Raw genomic sequence first — 3,901 nt, 5'->3', positions numbered from 1 at the left:
GCCGCGGTCGTGGCCGATGTGGGCGGCGACCAGCTCCCCGATGCGGGCACCGCTGCGCCGGCCCTCCAGGTGCAGCCGGCCCACGTTGACCCGCCCGTCGGCGAGCAGGGTGAGCACGGCGGCGGGACCGGCCGCGTAGGTGGCGACGTAGCCGTCCGCCCCGCGCAGCAGCAGCTCGCGGAAGCCGCCGCGCGAGGTGGCCTCGGCCATGCGGTGCGCGACGCCGAGGGCGGCGGCGGTGAGCGCGGCGAGACCCTCGGGTTCGGTGCCGGGCGCGTCGTGGGCGAGGACCAGTCCGTCCACGGTGGCCGCGAGTGACCCGGTCAGCTGGGGCACGCGGTTGCGCAGTCGGTGCAGTTCGTCCAGGACGTCGCTCTCGACGGCCATGAGCAGTCTCCTTTCGGCACGCTGACGGCGCGCGCGGATCACAGGGCCTCCAGGGCGTGTCGGAGCCGTCGCAGCAGGGCGGTGTCCGGGTCGTCCCACACGGCGCTGCCCGGGTCGGGTTCCGGTGCGGGGGGCGGGGCGACGGGCGGCGGGGCGGCGGCGACGAGGCCGTCGGCGGCCAGGCGGCGCAGTTCGACGAGGGTGTGGTACGTGCGGCAGGCGAGCGACGAGGCGATCTGCGCGGCGGTGCGCACGCCGTCGACCTGTGTCAGGGTCCGGCCGCGCCGCACCGGCAGGCCGGCCCGGCCCGAGCCCGGCACCCGGGTCAGCGGGACGGTGTCGATGGCGGGGTCCGGCCAGATGCGGTCCAGCAGGGCGCGCCGGCGTCCGGACTCGCGGACGACCGCGTCGACCGGCACGGAGCGGACCGCGCCGAGCCAGTGCACCGCGCCGGGCCGGAAGCGGTGCGCGCGCGTGTCATGGGCGAGCACGAAGTACGCGGCGTCGAACAGCGCGCCCAGGTGGCAGACCTCCAGCGCGCCGGCCGAGAGCCGTCCGCTGTCCACGAGCCGGTGTCCCACCCGGTGGTGGGCTCCGCCCCGGTCGACGGCGTCCCACCAGCCGTCGGAGGGGACCGCGCCGCTGCGGGTGAGCAGCGCGCCGAGGTCCGGGGTGAAGGCCGACTCGACGTGCACGACCCGGCCGGCCGAGAGGTAGACGATGCCCCGCTCGCCCGAGAGCGCTCCGGTCGCCCCCTCGGCGGCGAGCGCGCCGAGGGCGGCCGACGTCGTCTCCTGCGTGGCCCAGGTGGTGGTCACTCTGGTCATCCGAGCACCAGGCGGTCAGCCATCTCCGCCAGCCGGATGCGGGCCAGGGCGAGGTTTCCGTCGTCGCGGCCCAGCCAGAGGTGGAGGAAGACCGTGCTGTCGAAGGGGGTGCTGACGAAGCGGAGCAGGTGGTAGGCGTCGCCGGTGGTGGCGATCAGGTCCTCCACCGGGGGCGCCTTGCCCGGGTCGACGGCGGTACCGGTCTCGCCGGCCGCCAGGGAGCCGCTCTCGGCGACGTGCCGGGCCAGTTCGGCGGTCTCGGCCGCCGTGGCCTCCCAGTCGCCGCCCGGTGCCTCGCCGACGGCGCCCAGGGCGAGCCCGCTGATCCAGTCGACCAGCGACGCGCCCCGCGCGCCGGGCAGTCGCATGGCTTCCAGCAGACTCTCGTCGATTCCGGGCACGCCGGATCCCCTCCCCCTGCACGGCTGTACCGCGAACGTGACGCCGAGACTACGGAAAGTGCACGCGTCTGGTGAGCGCTTTGGCATTTTCCAGAGGAACGTGCACGCGCTCCGGCATACTGCGGTATTTCGGCCGCGACAGGGGCCGGTCGGCGCGGGCAGGCCCGCCCCGATGCGGATGGTGGACGGACCTGCCCGCGGGGCCCATTGTGCGAACGCCGGAGCCGTGCCGGCCACGGGTGAACCGCCGCCGTCCCGGGTGCCCGCCGCACACCCGGCGCGCGTCGGTCCGCACCCGGGGGGCGTGCCCCGGCCGGGACGGGCAACCCGAACCCCCATGGCCCGACTGCACCTTCCCCACATCCGTAAGCACCCCGAGGACGACCGAGCGGACGAGGCGGCGCCCGAGGACTACGGTCCGGACGCCTCCACCGAGCGCGCCGCCCCCGACTCCCCGGTCGAACTGCCGGGCCGCTCCTGGACCGCGCTGGTGAAGCGCGTGGTCGCCGAGTTCCAGGAGGACGAACTCACCGACCGGGCCGCGGCCCTGACCTACTACGGCGTGCTGTCCATGTTCCCGGCCCTGCTGGTGCTGGTCTCCCTGCTCGGCGTCGCCGGGCCCTCCGCCACCCGGGAGGTGCTGGAGAACATCCAGCAGCTCACGCCCGGTTCCGTGCGGGACATCGTCACCGACGCGGTGGAGCAGTTGCAGGCCAGGGCGGGACTCGGCTCCGTGCTGGCGGTGGCCGGTCTGGCGGGCGCCGTCTGGTCGGCGTCCGGCTACGTGGCCGCGTTCATCCGCGCGGCCAACGCGGTCTACGACGTGCCCGAGGGGCGCCCGATGTGGAAGGTGCTGCCGCTGCGGGTGGCCCTGACCGTGGTGCTGCTGGTGCTGGCCGTGGTCAGCGCGCTCATCGTCGTGTTCACCGGCGGCCTGGCCCAGCAGGCGGGCACCGCGCTCGGCATCGGCGACACCGCCCTGACGGTGTGGTCCCTCGCCAAGTGGCCGGTGCTGATCGTGCTCGTCACCTTCATGATCGCGATCCTGTACTGGGCCACGCCGAACGCCCGGGTCAAGGGCTTCAAGTGGGTCTCCCTCGGCAGCGTGGTCGCCCTGCTGATCTGGCTGGCCGCCTCCGCCGGGTTCGCCTTCTACGTGGCCAACTTCGGTTCGTACAACAAGACGTACGGCACCCTGGCCGGTGTCATCGTCTTCCTGGTCTGGCTGTGGGTGACGAACCTGGCCATCCTGCTGGGCCTCGAGTTCGACGCCGAACTGGCCCGGCAGCGGGTCATCGACGGCGGCCACCCGCCCGAGGAGGAGCCCTACGTGGAGCCGCGCGACACCAGGGCCTGGGACGACGCGGACCACCGGGAGGCGGCCCCGGGCACGTGAGCCGGCGTCTGCCTTGCGGACACGGCCTAGGGCAGGATCGAGTCGACGTAGCCGCCGTCCACGCGGACGGCGGCTCCCGTCGTGGCGGAGGCGAGGGGCGAGCTGAGGTACACCACGAGGTTGGCGATCTCCTCCGGTTCGATCAGCCGCTGGAGCAGGGACTGCGGGCGGTGCTCGCGCATGAAGACGCGCTGCGCCTCGTCCCAGGGCAGCTCCCGGTCGACCAGCTGGTAGACGAAGTCCTCGACGCCCTCCGTGTGGGTGGGGCCCGCGATGACGCAGTTCACCGTGACGCCGCTGCCCGCGGCCTCCTTGGCGAAGCCTCGGCCGACCCCGAGCAGGGCCGTCTTGGAGACGCCGTAGTGGATCATCTCGGCGGGGACGACGACGGCCGAGTCACTCGCGATGTACAGCACCCGGCCCCAGCCCCGTTCCCTCATCCGGGGGAGATGGGCCCGCGTCAGCCTGACGCCCGCGAGGACGTTGATCTCGAAGTAGCGCCGCCACTCGTCGTCGCTGATCTCCAGCGCCGGCACCGCGCCGAAGACACCGAGGTTGTTCACGAGGATGTCGACGTCGGGCATCGCCTCCATGGCCAGCGCGGCGCCCTCCTCGGTGCCGAGGTCGGCCACGACCGGCACGAACACCCCGTCCGGCACCTCTGCCCGCAGTTTCGCGACGCCCTCCTCCAGGCGGCCCGCGTCGCGCCCGTTGACGCCGACGGTGGCCCCGGCGCGGGCGAGGCCGGCGGCGATCGCCGCACCGATGCCCTGCGAGGATCCGGTCACCAGTGCGGTTCGTCCGCCGAGGTCGAGGTTCATCGGGTCGCTCCTTGTCGTGCCGTACGGTCGGTCGCGGTACTCCTGCCCAGCCTCGCCCACCACCCACCC

The 3,901-nt window shown here is 74.0% G+C and carries 5 protein-coding genes; 1 reads left to right on the top strand and 4 read right to left on the bottom strand.

Annotated elements, in window-relative coordinates:
• The 3 genes from DMH12_RS37650 to DMH12_RS37640 all read right to left on the bottom strand — a co-directional run.
• On the bottom strand, window positions 1-387 hold a 387-nt coding region (locus tag DMH12_RS37650; protein WP_125495757.1), incomplete at its 3' end, for a roadblock/LC7 domain-containing protein.
• Window positions 388-425: 38 nt separating this feature from the next.
• Window positions 426-1,214 (bottom strand): hypothetical protein, encoded by a 789-nt coding sequence (locus DMH12_RS37645; RefSeq protein WP_185832770.1) that lies wholly within the window; start codon window positions 1,212-1,214, stop codon window positions 426-428.
• The gene (locus tag DMH12_RS37640) at window positions 1,211-1,615 is read right to left on the bottom strand and encodes a hypothetical protein (protein ID WP_125495756.1); all 405 of its coding nucleotides are present in this window, start codon (window positions 1,613-1,615) and stop codon (window positions 1,211-1,213) included. Before DMH12_RS37640 ends, DMH12_RS37645 begins: the two co-directional genes overlap by 4 nt.
• Before the next feature lie 337 nt (window positions 1,616-1,952).
• Between DMH12_RS37640 and DMH12_RS37635 the strand changes: the two genes are divergently transcribed.
• Window positions 1,953-3,011 (top strand): YihY/virulence factor BrkB family protein, encoded by a 1,059-nt coding sequence (locus DMH12_RS37635; protein ID WP_125495755.1) that lies wholly within the window; start codon window positions 1,953-1,955, stop codon window positions 3,009-3,011.
• A 26-nt stretch (window positions 3,012-3,037) separates the two neighbouring features.
• Here the strand turns inward: DMH12_RS37635 and DMH12_RS37630 are convergent, their stop codons facing one another.
• Complete coding sequence (locus tag DMH12_RS37630) at window positions 3,038-3,832, bottom strand: SDR family NAD(P)-dependent oxidoreductase (protein ID WP_125495754.1); 795 nt, start codon at window positions 3,830-3,832, stop codon at window positions 3,038-3,040.
• Window positions 3,833-3,901 lie beyond the last annotated feature (69 nt).

Source organism: Streptomyces sp. WAC 04229 (genome assembly GCF_003947455.1).
Classification (GTDB): Bacteria; Actinomycetota; Actinomycetes; order Streptomycetales; family Streptomycetaceae; genus Streptomyces.
This window is presented reverse-complemented; position numbering and strand designations above follow the sequence as displayed.